18 protein-coding genes are annotated in these 19,746 nt (G+C 58.9%); 8 read left to right on the top strand and 10 right to left on the bottom strand.

Annotation, left to right across the window (positions count from 1 at the left end; translation table 11 throughout):
* Positions 1-104 precede the first annotated feature (104 nt).
* Both ACP7BE_RS15100 and ACP7BE_RS15095 read left to right on the top strand, forming a co-directional pair.
* Positions 105-1,766, top strand: coding sequence for a GMC family oxidoreductase (locus ACP7BE_RS15100; RefSeq protein WP_095017924.1), 1,662 nt, complete (start codon positions 105-107; stop codon positions 1,764-1,766).
* 90 nt (positions 1,767-1,856) lie between these two features.
* Positions 1,857-3,479 (top strand): MFS transporter, encoded by a 1,623-nt coding sequence (locus ACP7BE_RS15095; protein WP_133144142.1) that lies wholly within the window; start codon positions 1,857-1,859, stop codon positions 3,477-3,479.
* Positions 3,480-3,669: 190 nt separating this feature from the next.
* On the opposite strand, the gene ACP7BE_RS15090 is transcribed toward ACP7BE_RS15095, so the two are convergent.
* From ACP7BE_RS15090 to glyQ, 4 genes are all read right to left on the bottom strand, one after another.
* Entirely contained in the window at positions 3,670-4,440 is a 771-nt protein-coding gene (locus ACP7BE_RS15090) for a lysophospholipid acyltransferase family protein (RefSeq protein WP_094999585.1), read from the bottom strand.
* A gap of 77 nt (positions 4,441-4,517) precedes the next feature.
* Positions 4,518-5,057 carry a D-glycero-beta-D-manno-heptose 1,7-bisphosphate 7-phosphatase gene (gmhB, locus tag ACP7BE_RS15085; RefSeq protein WP_165446529.1) on the bottom strand — a complete coding sequence of 180 codons (540 nt, stop codon included), beginning with the start codon at positions 5,055-5,057 and terminating at the stop codon, positions 4,518-4,520.
* A gap of 4 nt (positions 5,058-5,061) precedes the next feature.
* Positions 5,062-7,116: a glycine--tRNA ligase subunit beta gene (gene glyS / locus ACP7BE_RS15080; RefSeq protein ID WP_426106364.1), complete on the bottom strand. Its 2,055-nt coding sequence runs from the start codon at positions 7,114-7,116 to the stop codon at positions 5,062-5,064.
* The gene (glyQ, locus tag ACP7BE_RS15075) at positions 7,113-8,066 is read right to left on the bottom strand and encodes a glycine--tRNA ligase subunit alpha (protein ID WP_003437964.1); all 954 of its coding nucleotides are present in this window, start codon (positions 8,064-8,066) and stop codon (positions 7,113-7,115) included. The genes glyS and glyQ overlap by 4 nt, the downstream gene beginning before the upstream one ends.
* 81 nt (positions 8,067-8,147) lie before the next feature.
* On the opposite strand from glyQ, the gene ACP7BE_RS15070 reads away from it, so the two are divergent.
* Together ACP7BE_RS15070 and ACP7BE_RS15065 are read left to right on the top strand one after the other, a co-directional pair.
* On the top strand, positions 8,148-8,705 hold the full coding sequence (locus tag ACP7BE_RS15070; RefSeq protein WP_095020604.1) for a DNA-3-methyladenine glycosylase I: 558 nt from the start codon (positions 8,148-8,150) through the stop codon (positions 8,703-8,705).
* 183 nt (positions 8,706-8,888) lie between these two features.
* Positions 8,889-9,776, top strand: a complete 888-nt coding sequence (locus ACP7BE_RS15065; protein WP_094999589.1) for a lysophospholipid acyltransferase — start codon at positions 8,889-8,891, stop codon at positions 9,774-9,776.
* A gap of 122 nt (positions 9,777-9,898) precedes the next feature.
* Here ACP7BE_RS15065 and ACP7BE_RS15060 read toward each other — a convergent pair whose 3' ends face one another.
* The 5 genes from ACP7BE_RS15060 to def all read right to left on the bottom strand — a co-directional run bounded on the left by ACP7BE_RS15060 (position 9,899) and on the right by def (position 14,589).
* Positions 9,899-10,210, bottom strand: coding sequence for a tetratricopeptide repeat protein (locus tag ACP7BE_RS15060; RefSeq protein ID WP_094999590.1), 312 nt, complete (start codon positions 10,208-10,210; stop codon positions 9,899-9,901).
* A gap of 10 nt (positions 10,211-10,220) precedes the next feature.
* Positions 10,221-11,597, bottom strand: a complete 1,377-nt coding sequence (gene trkA, locus ACP7BE_RS15055) for a Trk system potassium transporter TrkA (RefSeq protein WP_094999591.1) — start codon at positions 11,595-11,597, stop codon at positions 10,221-10,223.
* A gap of 20 nt (positions 11,598-11,617) precedes the next feature.
* Positions 11,618-12,928, bottom strand: coding sequence for a 16S rRNA (cytosine(967)-C(5))-methyltransferase RsmB (gene rsmB / locus ACP7BE_RS15050; RefSeq protein WP_095017920.1), 1,311 nt, complete (start codon positions 12,926-12,928; stop codon positions 11,618-11,620).
* Entirely contained in the window at positions 12,925-13,875 is a 951-nt protein-coding gene (fmt, locus tag ACP7BE_RS15045) for a methionyl-tRNA formyltransferase (RefSeq protein ID WP_094999593.1), read from the bottom strand. The genes rsmB and fmt overlap by 4 nt, the downstream gene beginning before the upstream one ends.
* A gap of 207 nt (positions 13,876-14,082) precedes the next feature.
* Positions 14,083-14,589, bottom strand: a complete 507-nt coding sequence (gene def / locus ACP7BE_RS15040) for a peptide deformylase (protein ID WP_016782844.1) — start codon at positions 14,587-14,589, stop codon at positions 14,083-14,085.
* A gap of 381 nt (positions 14,590-14,970) precedes the next feature.
* Here def and dprA point away from each other — a divergent pair, with 381 nt between their 5' ends.
* Together dprA and ACP7BE_RS15030 are read left to right on the top strand one after the other, a co-directional pair.
* Positions 14,971-16,068, top strand: a complete 1,098-nt coding sequence (gene dprA, locus ACP7BE_RS15035) for a DNA-processing protein DprA (protein ID WP_426106358.1) — start codon at positions 14,971-14,973, stop codon at positions 16,066-16,068.
* A gap of 35 nt (positions 16,069-16,103) precedes the next feature.
* Entirely contained in the window at positions 16,104-16,661 is a 558-nt protein-coding gene (locus tag ACP7BE_RS15030; RefSeq protein ID WP_094999595.1) for an L-threonylcarbamoyladenylate synthase, read from the top strand.
* Between the two features lie 177 nt (positions 16,662-16,838).
* Here the strand turns inward: ACP7BE_RS15030 and ACP7BE_RS15025 are convergent, their stop codons facing one another.
* A complete protein-coding gene (locus tag ACP7BE_RS15025; RefSeq protein WP_095017919.1) occupies positions 16,839-17,816 on the bottom strand; it encodes a quinone oxidoreductase family protein in 978 nt (325 codons plus the stop codon).
* A gap of 152 nt (positions 17,817-17,968) precedes the next feature.
* Between ACP7BE_RS15025 and hemF the strand changes: the two genes are divergently transcribed.
* Both hemF and aroE read left to right on the top strand, forming a co-directional pair.
* Complete coding sequence (gene hemF, locus ACP7BE_RS15020; RefSeq protein WP_426106355.1) at positions 17,969-18,883, top strand: oxygen-dependent coproporphyrinogen oxidase; 915 nt, start codon at positions 17,969-17,971, stop codon at positions 18,881-18,883.
* 22 nt (positions 18,884-18,905) lie between these two features.
* Positions 18,906-19,727: a shikimate dehydrogenase gene (gene aroE / locus ACP7BE_RS15015; RefSeq protein ID WP_095017918.1), complete on the top strand. Its 822-nt coding sequence runs from the start codon at positions 18,906-18,908 to the stop codon at positions 19,725-19,727.
* Positions 19,728-19,746: the final 19 nt, after the last annotated feature.

The following is a 19,746-nucleotide window of genomic DNA, read 5'->3' as shown; positions in this document are numbered from 1 at the left end:
GCAAAAACGCACAAGCCATGGGTGAAATCTCGCGTTTGCAACACGAAAATAATCAATAGGATGGTGTAGGACAAGAACAATAAATAAAAGGCGCGAGGTGATACATGCCATCAGCCAACAAGGTGTACGACTACATCATCGTGGGTGCCGGGCCTGCAGGTTCAGTGCTGGCCAATCGGCTGTCTGCCGATCCTCGCCACAACGTGTTGCTGCTCGAAGCGGGCGGGCAAGATAACTACCCCTGGATCCATATTCCTGTGGGTTACCTGTATTGCATCGGTAACCCGCGCACCGACTGGTGTTTCAAGACCGAAACCCAGGCCGGTTTGCAAGGTCGCAGCCTGAGCTACCCACGGGGTAAGGTCTTGGGCGGCAGCTCGTCCATCAACGGCATGATTTATATGCGCGGCCAGGCGGGTGATTACAACCGCTGGGCCGAGTTGGGCAATTCGGGCTGGGGCTGGGATGACGTATTGCCATTGTTCAAACGCAGCGAAAAGCACTTTGCCGGCAATTCTGAGCTGCATGGCAGTGAAGGTGAGTGGCGGGTTGAGCAGCAGCGCTATTCATGGCCGATTCTCGACGCGTTTCGTGACGCCGCCGCGCAAAGCGGAATTGCCAGCGTCAGCGATTTCAACGGTGGCGATAACCAGGGCTGTGGATACTTTCAAGTCAACCAGCGCTCCGGTGTGCGCTGGAATGCCTCAAAGGCTTTTCTGCGGCCGATACTCAAGCGCCCCAACCTGACGGTTTTGACCGACGTGCAAGTCGACAAAGTGCTGCTTGAAAACGGCCGGGCCACCCAGGTCAGTGCGCGCTGGCAAGGCGCACAGCATACCTTCACGGCCGGTTGCGAGATTATCCTTTGCGCCGGTTCGATTGGCTCTCCTGGCATTTTGCAGCGCTCGGGTATTGGCCCGCGGCCTTTGCTCGAAAGCCTGGGGATAACTGTGCTGCATGAGCTGCCCGGGGTGGGGGGGAATTTGCAGGACCACTTGCAGTTACGCTTGATCTTCAAACTGACCAAGGCCCGAACCCTCAACCAGGTCGCCAATAGCGTGTGGGGTAAAGTCGGCATGGGCCTGCGATATGCCTACGACCGCAGTGGTCCTTTGGCGATGGCCCCCAGTCAGCTGGGGGCGTTCGTCAAGTCCGACCCTGATCAGTTATCTGCCAACTTGCAATACCACGTCCAGCCGCTGTCCCTTGAGCGTTTTGGCGAGCCGCTGCACACCTTCCCGGCCTTTACCGCCTCGGTGTGCAACTTGCGACCAAAAAGCCGGGGGCGCGTGGATATCCGTTCGGCAAACCCGGATGACGCACCGCTGATCGACCCCAATTACCTGAGCCACCCTGATGATCTGAAGGTAGCAGCCGATGCCATACGCCTGACTCGGCGTATCGTGGCCAGCGCAGCTCTGCAGGCCTTTACCCCTGAGGAATATCTGCCAGGCAAGGACTTGCAGACCGAACAAGAGCTATACGACGCAGCTGCCCGTATTGGTACGACGATTTTTCACCCCGTGGGCACTTGCCGCATGGGCCAGGACGCCGAGGCAGTGGTCGATGCCCAATTGCGCGTTCATGGGGTACCGGGTTTGAGGGTGGCAGACGCTTCGATCATGCCCAGCATCGTGTCGGGTAATACCTGTTCTCCGACCCTGATGATTGGCGAAAAAGCCGCGCAGCTGATTTTGCAGGCTTCGCTTGAAACACCGCAGTACACAGCAGGCGTTAACCGCACGGCAGCTATACCGGTCGCCTGAAGGCGATCGTGGTTTCGGGCGCAGTCATCCGGAACCGACAGTGGACAACAACAATAATCACTGTGGCCCATAGGGCCGAGGACTTTGCACATGTCAGACGCACTTGCACAACAGGCGGCTACCGTCAAAGGAACGACCGGGCGCGAAGAGCGCAAGATCATTTTTGCGTCATCCCTCGGGACCGTTTTCGAGTGGTATGACTTTTTCTTGTATGGCGCTTTGGCCACCGTGCTCAGCAAGCAGTTCTTTGCTGGGGTCAACGACACCACGGCGTTTATTTTTGCCTTGATGGCCTTCGCCGCAGGCTTTTTGGTGAGACCCTTCGGGGCACTGGTGTTCGGTCGATTGGGTGACATGATCGGGCGTAAATACACCTTCCTCATGACCATCATCTTGATGGGTTTATCGACCTTCGCTGTCGGCCTGTTGCCGACCTACGCCAGCATCGGTATCGCAGCCCCGATCATGCTCGTGGTATTGCGCATGCTCCAGGGGCTGGCGCTGGGCGGTGAATACGGCGGTGCAGCCACTTACGTGGCTGAACACGCCGCACCGGGCAAGCGTGGCTTCAACACCAGCTGGATTCAATCGACTGCCACCTTGGGTTTGTTGTTGTCGCTGCTGGTGGTGCTGAGTTGCCGGTACCTGACCGGTGACCAGTTTGAAGTCTGGGGCTGGCGCCTGCCGTTTCTGCTGTCCATCGTGCTGCTGGGCATCTCGACCTGGATTCGCATGAGCATGCACGAGTCGCCAGCGTTCGTGAAAATGAAAGCCGAAGGTAAAACCAGCAAGTCGCCGATCCGCGAATCGTTCGGTAAATGGGAAAACCTCAAGATCGTGCTGATTGCCCTGTTCGGTATCAACGCTGGCCAGGCGGTAACCTTCTATACCGCGCAGTTCTATGTGCTGTTTTTCCTGACACAGATGCTCAAGATGGACCCGGCCCAGGCCAATCTCTTACTGATTATCAGCGTAGTAATCGGGGCACCGTTCTTTATATTCTTCGGCTGGCTGTCTGACCGTGTGGGGCGCAAGCCGATCCTGATGCTTGGCCTGTTATTGGCCACAGTCCTGTACTTTCCGCTGTTCAAAGCATTGAGCCATTACGCCAACCCGCAGATTGATACCGCCAGCCGTCAATCACCGATTGTGGTCATGGCCGACCCGGGCACCTGCACCTTCCAGTTTGACCCGGTAGGCAAGGCACGTTTTGACAGCCCGTGCGACAAGGTTAAAACCTTCCTGGTGAAGCAGGGCTTGCCGTATACCTCACAGTCGGCTGCACCGGGCGCTGAAGTTCAAGTGTCGGTAGGTGAACAGAAAATCAGCGGTTTTGACGAAGCGGCCATGCGCGCAGCGATAACCGAAGCGGGTTACCCGGCCAAGGCTGATCCAGGCGCGGTCAACCAGCCAATGGTTGTACTGGTGATGGTACTACTGACACTCATTGCCACCATGACCTACGGCCCACTGGCAGCCGTGATGGTAGAGCTGTTCCCGACTCGCATCCGCTACACCTCAATGTCCCTGCCCTACCATATCGGCAACGGCTGGTTCGGTGGTTTTCTGCCCACCGTGTCGTTTGCACTGGTGGTCTACACTGGGGATATCTTCTATGGCCTGTGGTACCCGGTGGTGATCACCGGGGTCAGTCTGGTGGTGGGCATGCTGTGCCTCAAGGAAACGAGGAATGTGGATATCGACAAGGTCTAATGTCAGCCCCTGAGCGGGCTGCCAGGCACAAAAAAACCGGCTGATATAAGCCGGTTTTTTTTGCGCTTAGAAAAACTTATGCACGTATTTAGGTGAAAACTTACAGTCTGAAATAAGCATGAAAATCATAGGCTTACGTCTGTTTTTTCACAAAAAAAGAAAACTTGTGCACAAGTTATCCACAATTTGCTTAGTTCACAATCGTTTCAGAAGGTTTAGCTATAGGTGGCAACGAACCCATGTCGCGCTGAGCCTGCTCGTTCCAGGCCTGTACCCGGTCGTTCAGCTCGGCAATGGCCCGTGGACCGCTGCCGTTGGCGTACATCGGTTCACCGATGACCAGCTCGATGGTGCCAGCCTTTTTCGCCCAGCCCGTCTTGGGCCAGAACTTGCCCGCGTTGTGGGCAATCGGTAGTACCGGTAGTTCGGCGTTGACCGCCAGGGCCGTGCCTCCCCGGGAAAATTTTCCCACCTGGCCAAACGGCACGCGGGTGCCTTCCGGGAAGATCAGCACCCAAATGTTGTCCTTGAGCAGCTCATCACCCTTTTTTGCAATGTGCTTGAGCGCAGCCTTGGGGTTGTCACGGTCGATGGCAATCGGGCGCAGCATCGCCATCGCCCAGCCAAAAAACGGCACATACAGCAATTCGCGTTTGAGTACCTGGCTCAACGGCTGAAAGTAGGCCGAGAGAAAAAACGTCTCCCAGGTACTTTGGTGGTTGGCCAGAATCACGCACGGTCGTTGCGGGATGTTTTCTGCGCCCGTAACCCGAACGTCAATTTTCAAGAACACCCGTGTCAGCCACAGCGCGCAGCGGCACCAGTAAACATTGATAAACCGATAGCGCGCACGGAATGGCAAAAACGGAGCGACAAAAAAGCTCAGCGAGCACCACAGCAGAGAGCTGGTGCCCAGCAGCAGGTAAAAGAAGAAGGTTCTGATGGCCTGCAGTATCGACATAGCGGCTTTTACCGTTGCGGATAAAGCATAAGGGAACAGGCCAGCGCATAACGTGCAGGCCAGTGTTCGAACATGCTTTATTTGTGGATAAGTTCTGCGGCGACTGCCGCCAGATCGTCAAATACTAGAGTATTAACCGGTAACTCTTTGGCCAATGTCTGTAGGCCCTTTCCGGTTTTTACCAAAACTGGCTGAGAATCGACGGCTTGCGCAGCCTGCAAGTCACCCAAACTGTCACCGACGAACCAACATTGGGCCAAATCAACGCCGTAATGGTTGGCAATCGTTTGCAACATGCCAGGTTTGGGCTTACGGCAAGCGCAACCCGCGTCAGGTCCGTGTGGGCAATAGACAATCAATCCGACCTCGCCACCCTGCTCTGCCACCAGCGCCCGCAAGCGGGCGTGCATGGCGTCCAGCGTGGCAACATCATAGTAGCCGCGGGCAATGCCGGACTGGTTGGTCGCGATGGCGACTGTCCAGCCGGCCTTGCTCAACTGCGCAATGGCCTCGATCGCGCCGGGCAGTGGTTGCCACTCCTCGACTGACTTGATGTAAGCGTCGGAGTCGTAATTGATTACTCCGTCCCGATCGAGAATCAGCAGTTTCAACGGCAACCCCTCAGCCCAGCAGTGAAATATCGGCAACACCCAGGAACAGGCCACGCAGACGGGCCAGCAAGGCGTAGCGGTTAGCCCGCACGCTCGGGTCTTCTGCGTTGATCATCACCGCTTCGAAGAACGCATCCACCGGCTCGCGCAACGAGGCCAGACGGGTCAGGGCTTCGTTGTACTGACGGGCAGCAGCCATTGGCTGTACGGCCTCGTCGGCCTTCTGGATGGCCGAGAACAGCGAGAACTCACAAGCATTGTCGAAATAGCGGGCTTCAACGTGGGTCGAAACCGTGCCTTCAACCTTGCTCAGCAGGTTCGAAACGCGTTTGTTCACGGCGGCCAGTGCAGCGGCTTCCGGCAACTGGCGGAACGCTTGTACGGCTTGCACGCGCTGATCGAAGTCCAGCGCCGACGTTGGGTTGAGGGCACGTACCGACAGGTAAGTGGCCACGTCCACGCCTTCGTCTTCGTAACGCGCACGCAGGCGGTCGAAGATGAATTCCAGAACCTGATCTGCCAGACCGGCCGGCTTGATCTTGGCCCCGAAAGCGCTGACAGCGAATTTCACTGCTTCAGTCAGGTCGAGGTCGAGTTTCTTGTCGATCAGGATGCGCAGGATACCCAGCGCTGCACGACGCAGTGCGTACGGGTCTTTGCTGCCTGTAGGCAACATGCCAATGCCGAAAATACCCACCAGGGTGTCGAGCTTGTCGGCGATGGCCACTGCAGCACCGGTCAGGGTGCTCGGCAACTCCGCGCCCGCGCCACGCGGCATGTACTGCTCGTTCAACGCCAGGGCGACGTCTTCAGGCTCGCCGTCATTCAGCGCGTAGTAGTAACCGGCAATGCCTTGCATCTCCGGGAACTCACCGACCATTTCCGTGGCCAGGTCGCACTTGGACAGCAAACCGGCACGGGCGGCACGCGGTGCGTCACCGCCAATGCGCGGGGCAATGAATGCCGCCAGTTTCGAAACACGCTCAGCCTTGTCGTAAACACTGCCCAGTTGGGCCTGGAATACCACGTTTTGCAGACGCAGGTTGAAGCTCTCGAGTTTTTGCTTCTTGTCTTGCTTGAAGAAGAACTCGGCATCGGTCAGGCGCGGGCGAACCACTTTCTCGTTACCCGAGATGATCTGCTGCGGGTCTTTGCTCTCGATGTTGGCCACGGTAATAAAGCGCGGGAGCAATTTGCCATCGACGTCCAGCAGGCAGAAGTACTTCTGGTTGTCCTGCATGGTGGTGATCAGGGCTTCTTGCGGGACGTCCAGGAAGCGCTCTTCAAACGAGCACACCAGCGGCACCGGCCATTCAACCAGCGCGGTCACTTCGTCGAGCAGGGCCGGCGGCACGATAGCGCTGCCTTCCTGCATCGTCGCCAGCTCGGCCACACGCTTGGAAATCAGCTCGCGACGCTCAAAGAAATCGGCCAGCACGTAGGCTTTGCGCAGGTCTTCGGCGTAGTTGGCCGGGGCGCTGATGCGCACGTTTTCCGGGTGATGGAAGCGGTGGCCACGGGACTCACGACCGGCTTTTTGCGCAAGGATCGTGCAATCGATGACCTCGTCGCCCAGCAGCATGACCAGCCACTGGGTTGGACGTACGAACTCGACCTTGCGCGCGCCCCAGCGCATACGCTTGGGGATCGGCAGGTCATTGAGCGAGTCTTCAACGATGGTCGGCAGCAGGCTGGCGGTCGGCTTGCCGACGATCACCTGGCTGAAACGCAGTTTCGGGCCGCTCTGGTCGATTTCGCTCAGCTCAACACCGCATTTTTTGGCAAAGCCAAGGGCTGCCTGGGTCGGGTTGCCTTCGGCATCGAAAGCAGCTTGACGTGGCGGGCCGTCGATATTGATGCTGCGGTCAGGCTGCTGGGTTTCCAGCTGGGTCAGCAGAACGGCCAGGCGGCGCGGTGCGGCGTAGACTTTTTTCGCGCTGAATTTCAGACCGGCTGTTTGCAGGCCTTTTTCAATCCCGGCGAGAAATGCATCAGCTAGGGTATTGAGGGCTTTTGGTGGCAGTTCTTCAGTGCCCAGTTCAACCAGAAAATCTTGAGCACTCATTGTGCTGCCTCCAACTTAGCCAACACTTCATCACGTAAATCCGGCGGAGCCATCGGGAAGCCCAGCTTGGCGCGAGCTTCAAGGTAGGCCTGAGCCACCGAACGCGCCAGGGTACGCACACGCAGGATGTATTGCTGACGCGCGGTCACGGAAATGGCGCGGCGGGCATCCAGCAGGTTGAACGTGTGGGATGCCTTGAGCACCATTTCGTAGCTTGGCAACGGCAGCGGCTGGTCGAGTTCGATCAGGCGCTTGGCTTCGCTTTCATAGAAATCGAACAGTTCGAACAGTTTGTCGACGTTGGCGTGTTCGAAGTTGTAAGTCGACTGCTCGACTTCGTTCTGATGGAACACGTCGCCGTAGGTCACTTTGCCGAACGGGCCGTCAGTCCATACCAGGTCGTAGACAGAATCCACGCCCTGCAGGTACATAGCCAAACGCTCAAGGCCGTAGGTGATTTCGCCGGTAACCGGGTAGCACTCAATGCCGCCTACTTGCTGGAAGTAGGTGAACTGGGTGACTTCCATACCGTTGAGCCAGATTTCCCAGCCCAGACCCCAGGCGCCCAGTGTTGGCGATTCCCAGTTGTCTTCTACGAAACGGATATCGTGTACCAGTGGGTCCAGGCCGATATGTTTCAGCGAACCCAGGTACAGCTCCTGGAAGTTTGGCGGGTTTGGCTTCAAAACCACCTGGAACTGGTAGTAGTGCTGCAAACGGTTCGGGTTTTCGCCGTAGCGGCCGTCAGTCGGACGACGACTGGGCTGCACATAAGCGGCGTTCCAGGTTTCCGGGCCCAGAGAGCGCAAAAACGTGGCGGTATGGAATGTGCCGGCGCCCACTTCCATATCGTAGGGCTGAAGCACCACACAACCTTGCTCGGCCCAGTATTGCTGGAGGGCGAGGATCAAGTCTTGGAAGGTACGCACTGCTGGCGTAGGCTGGCTCACAAATTCACCTGTTTCTTGGGCTGCGATTTAAAGAGCGGGAGTATACCCGATTCGGTCGCCCCTCCACCCCCTGGAGCCTATATGCCACGTTGCTTCTGGTGTTCAGAAGATCCGCTGTATGCCGCTTATCACGATCAAGAGTGGGGCGTGCCGTTGCGCGATGCGCATGGGCTGTTCGAGTTGTTATTGCTCGAAGGGTTCCAGGCAGGTTTGTCATGGATCACGGTTTTGAAGAAGCGCGAGCACTATCGCAAGGTCATGTTTGGCTTTGATGTGCAGCGTTTGGCAGTTATGACGGACACTGAAATCGAGGTTTTGTTGCAGGATCCGGGGATTATCCGCAACCGTCTCAAGGTGGCCGGAGCACGACGCAATGCCCGGGCCTGGCTGGCTCTGGACAACCCGGTGGAGTTTTTATGGTCGTTTGTGGGTGGTAAACCGAAGATCAACCACTTTACTGAACGCCATGAATTCCCTGCGGTGACGCCAGAGGCCGAAGCCATGAGCAAAGGCCTGAAAAAAGCCGGTTTTACGTTCGTCGGCCCGACCATTTGCTACGCCTTTATGCAGGCCAGCGGCATGGTTATGGACCATGCCACGTATTGCGACCGTTACGCGGAACTGGCCAACGGCGGTTAGAATGTCTTTTTTCGCCACACGCATAACCCGTAGCAGCTGCCGAAGGCTGCGTCCGGCGGCGCAGCCGTCGTGAAGTCAGGCCCTGCGATGTGTCAGTAAAATCAAGCACTCAGCATTTACGATTGCTTCGCAATCGGACGCAGCCTTCGGCAGCTGCTACGAGTGCTTTCGAGAGATTATTCTGTGGAAAAGTTTAAAGGCGCCTTGCTGGTCGGGGCTTTGCGATTGTTTGCCATGCTCCCGTGGAGCGCGGTGCAACGCGTGGGCTCGGCCATTGGCTGGTTGATGTGGAAACTGCCTAATCGTTCGCGCGATGTGGTGCGGATCAACCTGGCCAAATGCTTCCCCGAAATGGACCCGGTCGCCCGTGAGCAACTCGTGGGCCAGAGCCTCAAGGACATCGGTAAAAGCCTGACCGAGAGCGCGTGCGCCTGGATCTGGCCGGCCCAGCGTTCGATTGACCTGGTGCGTGAAGTCGAAGGTCTGGACGTGCTCAAGGACGCCCTGGCCTCAGGCAAGGGCGTGGTAGGCATCACCAGCCATCTGGGCAACTGGGAAGTGCTCAACCACTTCTATTGCAGCCAGTGCAAGCCGATCATTTTTTACCGCCCGCCCAAGCTCAAGGCTGTGGATGAATTGCTGCAAAAGCAACGCGTTCAGCTGGGCAACCGCGTGGCGGCATCGACCAAAGAAGGCATCCTGAGCGTGATCAAGGAGGTGCGCAAAGGTGGTCAGGTGGGCATTCCGGCAGATCCGGAGCCCGCTGAGTCAGCCGGAATTTTTGTGCCGTTCCTCGGCACGATGGCCCTGACCAGCAAGTTTGTGCCCAATATGCTGGCGGGCGGCAAAGCGGTGGGCGTGTTCCTCCACGCATTGCGCTTGCCCGACGGTTCGGGTTTCAAAGTGATTCTGGAAGCGGCGCCCGAAGAGATGTACAGCACCGATACGGCGACCTCGTGCGCGGCCATGAGCAAGGTGGTCGAGAAGTATGTGCGGGCGTACCCGAGCCAGTACATGTGGAGCATGAAGCGCTTCAAGAAGCGTCCGCCGGGTGAGGCGCGCTGGTACTGACCAGACATGCATCCCGTGGGAGCGAGCCTGCTCGCGAAGGTTTCACAAGCGCCGCGATTATCTAACGATCTTCGCGAGCAGGCTCGCTCCCACATCAAGTTCCCAATATGAAGCTGGATGAATTACTGCGACTTATCCAGCTTCTTCAAAAACACCGTCATTTCTTTCTCGGCCTGCTTGTCGCCATGGGCCTGAGCCGCTGCAATCCCCTGCTCCCATGCCGCCCGCGCTGCCGCACGATCCCCCGCCGCCAGCTGCGCCTTGCCCAGCAGCTTCCAGGCCGCCGAATACTTGGGGTCAAAGCCGACGCAACGCTGCAGATGCTCCGCCGCTTTCAAGTTATCCCCAAGGTCCAGATAGCCCTTGCCCAGGCCAAAGCGCAGCAATGAGTTATCCACACCCTTGGCGAGCATCTTTTCCAGTGATTCCAGCATCCCTGACTCCTTAGAAAAAACTCAAGCCCACATGAAACAGCTTCTCTACGTCGCGAATATGCTTTTTATCCACAAGGAACAGGATGACATGGTCGCCGGCATTGATGACGGTAGAGTCGTGGGCGATCAGCACTTCTTCGTCGCGAATGATCGCGCCAATCGTGGTCCCCGGTGGCAAGTTGATTTCACCGATGCTGCGGCCAATCACCTTGCTCGACTTGGAGTCACCGTGGGCGATGGCTTCGATGGCCTCCGCCGCACCGCGGCGCAGTGAGTGCACACTGACGATATCGCCACGGCGTACGTGGGCCAGCAAGGTGCCGATGGTGGCCAGCTGCGGACTGATGGCGATATCGATTTCGCCACCCTGGATCAGGTCCACATAGGCCGGGTTGTTGATGATGGTCATCACCTTCTTCGCGCCCAGGCGCTTGGCCAGCAGCGAGGACATGATATTGGCCTCGTCATCGTTGGTCAGGGCCAGGAACACGTCGGCATCGGCGATGTTCTCTTCGAGCATCAAGTCGCGGTCCGAGGCGCTACCTTGCAGCACAACTGTACTGTCGAGCGTGTCGGACAAATAGCGGCAACGTGCAGGATTCATCTCTATGATTTTGACCTGGTAACGGCTTTCAATGGCCTCGGCCAGGCGCTCGCCGATCTGTCCGCCGCCAGCAATGACAATACGCTTGTAGCTTTCGTCAAGGCGGCGCATTTCGCTCATTACTGCGCGAATATTGGCTCTGGCGGCGATGAAAAATACTTCGTCGTCAGCCTCGATGATGGTATCGCCACGGGGTGTAATTGGCCGATCGCGTCGGAAAATCGCCGCGACTCGTGTATCCACATTCGGCATGTGCTCGCGTAGCTGGCGCAATTGCTGGCCAATCAGCGGGCCACCGTAATACGCCTTGACCGCGACCAACTGCGCCTTGCCCTCGGCAAAGTCGATCACCTGCAAAGCACCGGGGTGTTCGATCAGGCGCTTGATGTAGTTGGTGACCACCTGCTCGGGGCTGATCAGCACGTCGACCGGGATGGCGTCGTTATCAAACAACTCCTCGCCGCGTGTCAGATAAGCCGCTTCTCGTACACGGGCGATTTTGGTCGGGGTGTGAAACAGCGTGTAGGCCACCTGGCACGCGACCATATTGGTCTCGTCGCTGTTGGTCACGGCCACCAGCATGTCGGCGTCATCTGCACCCGCCTGGCGCAGCACATTGGGCAGCGAGGCGCGGCCCTGCACGGTGCGGATGTCGAGGCGGTCACCCAGGTCGCGCAGGCGTTCGCCATCGGTGTCGACCACGGTGATGTCGTTGGCTTCGCTGGCCAGATGTTCTGCCAGCGTACCGCCGACCTGGCCTGCGCCGAGGATGATGATTTTCATGCCGTCATTTCCTGGAACCGTTAGCTGCGTGCGGCAGCGATCTTGATCAGTTTGGCGTAATAGAAACCGTCATGCCCACCTTCTTGCGCCAGCAACTGGCGGCCGTGGGGTTGTTTGATACCGAACTGACCGGCGATATCCAGCTCGCGGGCACCCGGTGTCCGGGCCAGAAACGCTTCGATCACCTCGGTGTTTTCGGTCGGCAGCGTCGAACAGGTGGCGTAAAGCAAGATGCCACCGACTTCCAGGGTTGGCCACATCGCGTCCAGCAGTTCGCCTTGCAGGGTGGCGAGTGCGGCGATGTCGTCCGGTTGGCGTGTCAGCTTGATGTCTGGATGACGGCGGATAACACCCGTTGCTGAGCAAGGCGCATCCAGCAAAATGCGCTGGAATGGTTTGCCGTCCCACCAGGTTGCGGTATCGCGGCCGTCAGCCGCAATCAACTCGGCACTCAGGCCCAGACGTTCAAGGTTCTCGCGAACGCGCACCAGGCGCTTGGCTTCCAGGTCCACGGCTACCACGCCGGCGAGCTTGGGCTCGACTTCCAGGATGTGGCAGGTCTTGCCGCCGGGGGCGCAGCAGGCGTCGAGTACACGCTGGCCCGGGGCCAGATCGAGCAAATCGGCAGCCAGCTGGGCGGCTTCGTCCTGGACACTGATCCAGCCTTCGGCAAAGCCTGGCAGATTGCGTACATCGCAGGCCGCAGCCAGCACGATGCCGTCCTGGCTAAAGGTGCAAGGTTGAGCTTCGATCCCTGCCTCAACCAGCAACTGCAGATACGCATCACGACTGTGATGGCGACGGTTGACCCGCAAGATCATCGGCGGGTGCGCATTGTTGGCTGCACAGATGGCTTCCCATTGCTCAGGCCAAAAAGCCTTCAGGGATTTTTGCAGCCAGCGTGGGTGCGCAGTACGCACCACCGGGTCACGCTCCAGCTCAGCCAGTAAGGCTTCGCTTTCTCGCTGTGCATTGCGCAATACGGCGTTAAGCAGGGCTTTGGCCCACGGCTTTTTCAGTTTGTCGGCGCAACCTACGGTTTCGCCGATGGCGGCGTGGGCCGGAATGCGGGTGTAGAGCAGTTGATACAAACCGACCAGCAGCAATGCCTCGACGTCAGCGTCGGCGGCCTTGAACGGTTTTTGCAGCAGCTTGTTGGCCAGCGCCGACAGGCGTGGCTGCCAGCGCGCGGTGCCGAAGGCCAGATCCTGGGTCAGACCGCGGTCACGTACCTCAACCTTGTCCAGTTGCAGCGGCAACGAACTGTTGAGCGATGCCTTGCCGTTGAGCACGGCAGTCAGGGCTTTGGCGGCGGCCAGACGAGGATTCATTGTGCGGCACCCAAAACTGTACCGACGGCGAATTTCTCACGGCGGCTGTTGAAAAAATCACTGAAGTTCAGCGCTTTGCCACCAGGCAATTGCAGGCGTGTGAGGCACAAGGCGCCTTCACCGCAACCCACGATCAGGCCGTCCTTGCTGGCGGCGAGAATCTGTCCCGGTGCACCTTGAGCGTCAGCCAGGTTTGCGGCCAGTACTTTGAGGGCTTCGCCATTGAGCGTGCTGTGGCAGATCGGCCACGGGTTGAAGGCGCGGATCAGGCGCTCCAGCTCAACGGCCGGGCGGCTCCAGTCGATGCGCGCTTCGTCCTTGTTCAACTTGTGGGCGTAGGTCGCCAGGCTGTCATCCTGGACTTCACCTTGCAGCGTCCCCGCCGCCAGACCGGCAATGGCCTGGATCACGGCCGGTGGGCCCAGTTCGGCCAGGCGGTCGTGCAGGCTGCCGCCGGTGTCATCGGCGGTGATTGCGGTCACGGACTTGAGCAGCATGGGGCCGGTGTCCAGACCCGCCTCCATACGCATTACGGTCACTCCGCTTTCACTGTCGCCGGCTTCGATGGCGCGCTGGATCGGCGCTGCTCCGCGCCAGCGTGGCAGCAAGGAGGCGTGGCTGTTGATGCAGCCCAGGCGCGGAATATCCAGCACCACTTGCGGCAGGATCAGGCCGTAGGCCACCACCACCAGCAGGTCCGGCTTGAGTGCAGCCAGTTCGGCCTGGGCCTCAGGGGCACGCAGGGTGGGTGGCTGCATCACTGTGATGTTGTGCTCCAGCGCCAGCTGTTTGACCGGGCTTGGCATCAGCTTTTGCCCGCGCCCTGCCGGACGGTCCGGCTGGGTGTAGACCGCGACGATCTCGTAAGGCGTGTCTAGCAGTGCCTTGAGGTGTTCGGCGGCGAATTCTGGGGTGCCGGCAAAGACGATGCGCAGTGGCTCAGTCATGGAATACTCACTTGGAATAGGGGGGCGCGGGAACTGACGGCAATGAGCCAGCGAACGGACCGGCTGGCTCATTTTCATGTGGGAGCGGGCTTGCTCGCGATGAGGGCTACCCGGTGTATCAGCAGAACCGTGTTGGCCCGATCGCGAGCAAGCCCGCTCCCACATCGGGTCCCTGCCAGTTCGGGAGTGTTGTGCGTTTTATACCGATCAAGCGTTCTGGCGGTGCAGTTTTTCCAGTTTCTTCTTGATCCGGTCGCGCTTGAGCGTAGACAGGTAATCGACGAAGAGCTTGCCGTTGAGGTGGTCGCACTCATGCTGAATGCACACCGCCAACAGGCCTTCGGCGATCATTTCGAAAGGTTTGCCGTCACGGTCCAGCGCCTTGATCTTGACGCGCTGCGGGCGATCAACGTTCTCGTAGTAACCCGGTACCGACAGGCAGCCTTCCTGGTATTGGCCCATCTCGTCGGACAGGATCTCGAACTCGGGGTTGATAAACACCATCGGTTCGCTGCGGTCTTCGCTCAGATCCATGACCACGATGCGTTTGTGCACGTTGACCTGGGTCGCGGCCAGGCCGATACCTGGCGCCTCGTACATGGTTTCAAACATGTCATCGATCAACTGACGGACTTCGTCGTCCACAACCGCCACGGGTTTGGCGATGGTACGCAGACGCGAGTCTGGGAATTCGAGGATGTTCAAAATAGCCATAAGTTTGTTTGGTGCACTGTGTGAAAGATTCAAAAACGGTTGTCAGGTGGGTCCTGGGGACTCGAGCAACCTGTGCAAAACGTCTCCTTCAGAGAGAGCCCGCTCGGGCTCAGGCGTTTCACGCGAGAGCACATAATAAAGGGATTCACCCACGGATGAAACGACTAGCTGCCGGGCTGCACCTGTGCATGTCTCAATTTGAAACCAACCTGCCCGGCCTCCAGGCGACGTTCAACTAATGTTGGGTTTCCCATTGGCGTTTCAAGTTCTGCCAAGGGGATCAACCCGGTACTTTTCATCGTTAGCCAAACAACTTGTCAACAGAGTTATCCACAGCTTGTTCCTTACAGCCAGATGGAATAACCGATCAAGGATGATCCTATGCCACCCTCAGAAATATCCCCAGCAGAGTTGGAGGCCCGCTTGCGTTTGCACCGTTTGCCCGACGTTGGGCCACGGCGTTATTACAGCCTGTTCAGAGCCTTTGGCTCGGCCAGTTCGGCGCTCAGCGCACCTGCCAGCGCCTGGCGTGCCCTGGGGCTGCCCGAGGGTTGTGCCCAGGCGCGGCGCGGCCCTGAAGTCCGTGAGGGTGCCAGCGCTGCATTGCGCTGGCTTGAGCGCTCCAGACACCATGTGCTGCTGCACGATCAGGCCGATTACCCGGCGCTGTTAAGCGAATTGAGCGATGCCCCGCCGCTGTTATTCGTGGCGGGAGAGCCGTCAACTCTGGAAAAACCGCAGTTGGCGATGGTCGGTAGCCGACGCGCTTCGAGGCCTGGGCTGGACACCGCGACCGCCTTTTCCCGCAGCCTGGCTGGCGCCGGTTTTGTGATTACCAGCGGGCTGGCGCTGGGGATTGATGGCGCAGCGCATCAGGCTGCTCTGGACGTTGGCGGGCAGACAGTGGGGGTTTTGGGGACGGGCCTGGAAAAACTTTATCCACAGCGCCATCGGGCATTGGCAGACGCAATGATTTGCAACGGTAGCGCCGTGGTATCGGAGTTTCCTCTGGACGCCGGGCCCCAAGCCGCCAACTTCCCGCGGCGTAACCGCATTATCAGCGGTTTGTCCCTTGGCGTGCTGGTGGTCGAGGCCAGCGTGTCCAGCGGCTCGCTGATTACTGCCCGTCTCGCCGCAGAGCAGGGGCGCGAGGTGTACGCCATGCCCGGTTCCATCCACCACCCTGGGGCGCGTGGCTGCCATCAGTTGATCCGTGATGGCGCTACGCTTGTCGAGACCGTTGAGCACATTCTCGAAGGCCTGCGTGGCTGGCGCTCGATGCCGTTGCCCACAACAGAAATGTTTACTCCAAGCTGTCATCCATTAGTGCAATTGTTGCAGGCAGCGCCCTATACCAGCGAAGCATTGGCCAATATCAGCGGTTGGGATTTGCCCCGATTGCTGGCTACTCTGACCGAGCTTGAACTGGCGGGGCATGTTGTACTCGAGGGTGGGCGTTGGTTTGCTCGCGCCAGCTAAGTACACTGCGCGCAGCACATATCTGGAGACATTCAATGATCAGCACCTGGCGCGTCCAACAAGCTGCAAGAGCCATTCGCGCAGGCGCGGTGATTGCCTATCCGACCGAGGCGGTCTGGGGCCTGGGCTGCGACCCATGGGATGAAGACGCGGTCGAGCGGCTGCTGGCGATCAAATCGCGGCCTGTGGATAAAGGTCTGATTGTGGTGGCAGACAACATTCACCAGTTCGACTTCCTGTTTGAAGACTTCCCCCAGGAGTGGATCGACCGCATGGCCAGTACCTGGCCAGGGCCGAACACCTGGCTGGTGCCGCATCAGGGCTTGCTGCCCGAGTGGATCACCGGGGTACACGATACGGTGGCGCTGCGCGTGAGCGATCACCCGCTGGTGCGCGAACTGTGCGCGCTGGTGGGGCCGATTGTCTCGACTTCAGCCAACCCGGCAGGTTTGCCGGCAGCGCGTACTCGCTTGAAAGTGGAGCAGTATTTCCGTGGGCAAATCGACCATGTGTTGGGTGGCAACTTGGGTGGACGTAAAAACCCGAGCCTGATCCGCGACCTGGCTAGCGGCAAAATCGTACGCCCGGCGTAATGAGTTGCAGCCCAACCGATCTTGTAGCAGCTGCCGAAGGAACGAGGCTGCGTCCGGTTGCGAAGCAATCGTAAAACCTGAGTCCGAGATTTTTCTGAACGACCACAGTGTCTGGTTTTACGACGGCTGCGCCGCCGAACGCAGCCTCGTTCCTACGGCAGCTGCTACGAATTTGTTTTAAGGCAACAAAATCGTCGATCCCGTGGTTCGGCGCGCCGACAGTTCCGTCTGCGCCTTGGCCGCATCAGCCAACGCAAAACGCTGGCTGATATCAACCTTGATTGCACCGCTGCGGATCATCGCAAACAGCTCATCGGCCATCGCTTGCAGGTTTTCGGCGCTATTGGCGTAGGACGCCAACGTCGGTCGAGTGACATACAGCGAGCCCTTCTGCGACAAGATCCCCAGGTTGACTCCCGTTACCGCGCCTGAAGCATTACCAAAGCTGACCATCAGCCCACGTGGTGCTACGCAGTCCAGTGACGTTAGCCAGGTGTCCTTGCCTACACCGTCGTAAACCACCGGGCACTTCTTGCCGTCGGTTAATTCCAGTACACGCTTGGCAACATCCTCGTGGCTGTAGTCGATGGTTTCCCACGCGCCCAGAGCTTTGGCGTGGGCGGCTTTTTCGGCTGAGCTGACCGTGCCGATCAATTTCACGCCCAAGGCTTTCGCCCATTGGCAGGCAATCGAACCTACCCCGCCTGCAGCAGCGTGGAACAGGATGGTTTCACCCCCTTTGAGTTCGTAGGTCTGACGCAGCAGGTACTGGGTTGTCAGGCCCTTGAGCATCACTGCGGCGGCTTGCTCAAAGGAAATATCCTCGGGCAGTTTCACCACATTGGCTGCAGGCAAAACGTGCAGTTCACTGTATGCCCCCAGCGGCCCGGTGCCGTAAGCGACGCGATCGCCGACGTTCACATTGCGCACGTCACTGCCCACCGCATCAACGATCCCCGCACCTTCATTGCCCAGCCCGGACGGCAGTTCAGCCAGCGGGTACAAGCCACCTCGGTAATAGGTATCGATGAAATTCAGACCGATGGCCTGATTGCGCACCCGAACTTGCTGTGGGCCCGGCTCGGCGGGTTGGTAATCGACATACTCAAGCACTTCAGGGCCGCCGTGGGCCCGAAACTGGATACGCTTTGCCATCTGCACTGTCCTCGCTCATTTCACGAAGCCACCATCCAACGCTGAAGCGTGATCTTCGTCAACTGCGGTGAGCCGGAGTGCGGTGTTATGCTAGCCCCCCTTTGCCGCCGGCCCCGCACGCCGCGTCGCTTTGCCCGATTTAAGGTGATGTCATGACTACTCGCACCGAGGCTGTAAAAGCCTACCTGCTCGACCTTCAAGACCGCATTTGCAAAGCATTGCAAACGGAAGACGGCGGCACCCAGTTCGTTGAAGACGCCTGGGAGCGCCCGGCGGGTGGTGGCGGTCGTACCCGTGTAATCGAAAACGGCCACGTCATCGAGAAAGGCGGCGTCAACTTTTCCCATGTGTTCGGCAGCGGCCTGCCACCGTCGGCCAGTGCTCATCGCCCTGAACTTGCGGGCCGTGGCTTTGAAGCCCTCGGTGTGTCGCTGGTGATCCACCCGCACAACCCGCATGTACCAACGTCCCACGCCAACGTGCGTTTTTTTATCGCTGAGAAAGAAGGCGAAGAACCGGTCTGGTGGTTCGGTGGCGGCTTTGACCTCACCCCTTACTATGGCGTTGAAGAAGACTGCGTGCACTGGCACCGCGTGGCCGAGCAGGCCTGTGCGCCATTTGGTGCCGATGTGTACCCGCGCTACAAGGCGTGGTGCGACACCTACTTCCATATCAAGCATCGCAATGAGCCCCGTGGTATTGGCGGCCTGTTTTTTGATGACCTGAACGAGTGGGATTTCGACACCTGTTTCGCTTTTATTCGCGCCATTGGTGATGCCTATATCGACGCCTACCTGCCGATCGTTCAGCGCCGCAAAAACGACGAATACACTGCCCAGCAGCGTGAGTTCCAGGAATTCCGCCGTGGACGCTATGTGGAATTCAACCTGGTCTATGACCGTGGCACCCTGTTTGGCCTGCAATCGGGCGGTCGCACCGAGTCGATCCTGATGTCCCTGCCACCGCAAGTGCGCTGGGCTTATGACTGGAAAGCGGAACCGGAAAGCCCGGAAGCGCGCCTGACGGATTACTTCCTGCAAGACCGCGACTGGTTGGCCAACGCCTGACACTGCCCGAGGAGCTTGCCTGATGGACCGTTACGTTGTTTTTGGTAACCCGATTGCCCATAGCAAATCCCCGGTGCTGCATCGCCTGTTTGCCGAGCAAACTGGCCAGGCCATGCAGTACGACACCTTGCTGGCACCACTGGATGATTTTGCTGGCTGCGCAACGGAGTTTTTCCTGCAGGGGCGTGGCGCCAATGTGACAGTGCCCTTCAAAGAAGACGCCTACCGCCTGGCGGATCAACTGACAGCTCGGGCCCAGCGAGCAGGAGCGGTCAACACCCTGAGCAAATTGGCCGATGGCGTTTTGCTGGGGGACAACACCGATGGTGCAGGGCTGGTGCGCGACCTGACGGTCAATGCCGGTTTCAGCCTCAAGGGTAAGCGCATCCTGATCCTGGGCGCGGGCGGTGCGGTGCGGGGTGCGCTGGAGCCGCTGCTGGCTGAAGGGCCGGCCTCGGTCACCATCGCCAACCGCACCGTTGAAAAAGCCGAGTTGCTGGCCGAGTTGTTCAGCGACCTGGGCCCGGTGGCTGCAAGCGGTTTTGACTGGCTGCACGAGCCGGTCGACCTGATCATCAATGCCACCTCGGCCAGCCTGAGCGGCGAACTGCCCCCCATTGCCAGCAGCCTGATCGAGCCGGGTAAAACCCTGTGCTACGACATGATGTATGGCAAGGAGCCGACGCCGTTTTGCGTGTGGGCCAGCGGGCATGGCGCGGGTCAGGTGATGGATGGTTTGGGCATGCTGGCCGAACAGGCCGCCGAGGCGTTTTATCTGTGGCGCGGGGTGCGTCCGGATACTGCACCGGCGCTGGCTGAATTGCGCCGGTTGCTGGCGCTTTAAAGCAGCCCTCTCCCTCCGG

The sequence above is a fragment of the Pseudomonas sp. TWR1-1-3 genome, assembly GCF_049896805.1.
Lineage (GTDB): Bacteria > Pseudomonadota > Gammaproteobacteria > Pseudomonadales > Pseudomonadaceae > Aquipseudomonas > Aquipseudomonas bubulae.
Note: the sequence above shows the minus strand (reverse complement) of the source record. Positions and strands in the feature narration are given on the sequence as shown.